The following is a 1298-nucleotide window of genomic DNA, read 5'->3' as shown; positions in this document are numbered from 1 at the left end:
TACTGGAGCAAATCGGCTCTCCGTTTAAGCGCTGGCGAACGCCATAGCCATTTCAGTGAAGCGTGAGGTCCATGTATTCCTGGGCTCCGACCTCAGGTAAGGATTACCTTCGGGCAGACGCCATCTGAACTGCCTCTTGCCTTGCCCAACTAACCGATACAGTGTTTCACCGCTGAGTTTACCGTTATTGGTCTTGCCAAATAAAACCCAGGTCTTACTTTGGCTAGGCTTAGGTGCTTTGCACCATTGGCGCATCAGGGGGTTGATACGGGACGGGAGCGGTATTTGTGAGTCAGCCAATGGGCTAGTTTCCAAAACATGACACGATCGATATAGCTGAATACTTTGGCTTTGAAATCAACGAATTGATAAAACGCCGCCCACCCTTTCAGCTTTCAGTTGATTGATTCAACCATGTCGATCTTAATTTCACTGTGGTTACCTGATAGCAGTGCCAAGTCTGTCGCCTATTCCGTCCATTTTGCCGCTGCACGCTCCTCGCAGCAGCTATTCCCTCGTTACGGACGCACCTCTCCTGTGCTGAAGATCAAATATCGACGCGTCATCTAAAGGTTCGACAGAGCGAACAGCGTCACCATCTGAGAAGTATTTTTCACCAAGCCTCGGAACCGCACTTTCGTATAACCAAACTGACGCTTGATCACTCGAAATGGATGCTCAACCTTGGAGCGAACCTGGGCCTTGCTTTTCTCGATTTTGCGTCCCGCATGTTCTTCGCGCTTCTCGACACCGGTATAGGTCGTACTGGGTACATGGCATCGACGATGGTGCCTTGTCGTAGCGAAAAGCCACGGTCGCCTAGATAGCCATTGATCACGCCGAGAATAGCAGCGCCCAACTCGTGCTTTTCCAGCAGGCGACGGAAGTTGAGGACGGTAGTTTCATCGAGGATCAGCTCCAGGCCCAGACCGGAAGCTGGCGCAAGATCGTACGTCTCGTACAGCGCTTCTTTCATCGCAGGATCGCTGTAACTGAACCAGTTCTGCATGAGATGAACCCACAGCATCGCCATCGAAGGATAGGCCGAACGACCACCTTCGCCCTTCAGGTAATGAGGTTCGATCAGGGCAATCAGTCCCTTCCGGGGTACGACCCGATCCATCTCATTCAGGAACAACTCCTTGCGGGTCTGCTTGCGCTTACCGGTGCACTCGGCATCGGCGAAGATCATTTGCTTCATTGAAAACCCCGGTGGCAGGATAGTTGTCGACTCTCCTGATTTACCCCAAAAAGCATACCGAGGGCGGAGAGAGACAGGTTGTGACGTACTATTCACC

1 protein-coding gene and 1 pseudogene are annotated in these 1298 nt (G+C 52.0%); both read right to left on the bottom strand.

The genetic code is table 11. The features are described 5' to 3' along the window. Nucleotides 1-254: 254 nt before the first annotated feature. Nucleotides 255-392 (bottom strand): group II intron maturase-specific domain-containing protein, encoded by a 138-nt coding sequence (locus KVH01_RS30870; RefSeq protein ID WP_455430337.1) that lies wholly within the window; start codon nucleotides 390-392, stop codon nucleotides 255-257. A gap of 174 nt (nucleotides 393-566) precedes the next feature. Continuing rightward, nucleotides 567-1201, bottom strand: a pseudogene (locus tag KVH01_RS29405) (transposase). Between the last annotated feature and the right edge of the window lie 97 nt (nucleotides 1202-1298).

Origin of the sequence: Pseudomonas khavaziana (assembly GCF_019145205.1) — a bacterium.
Classification (GTDB): Bacteria; Pseudomonadota; Gammaproteobacteria; order Pseudomonadales; family Pseudomonadaceae; genus Aquipseudomonas; species Aquipseudomonas khavaziana.
This window is presented reverse-complemented; position numbering and strand designations above follow the sequence as displayed.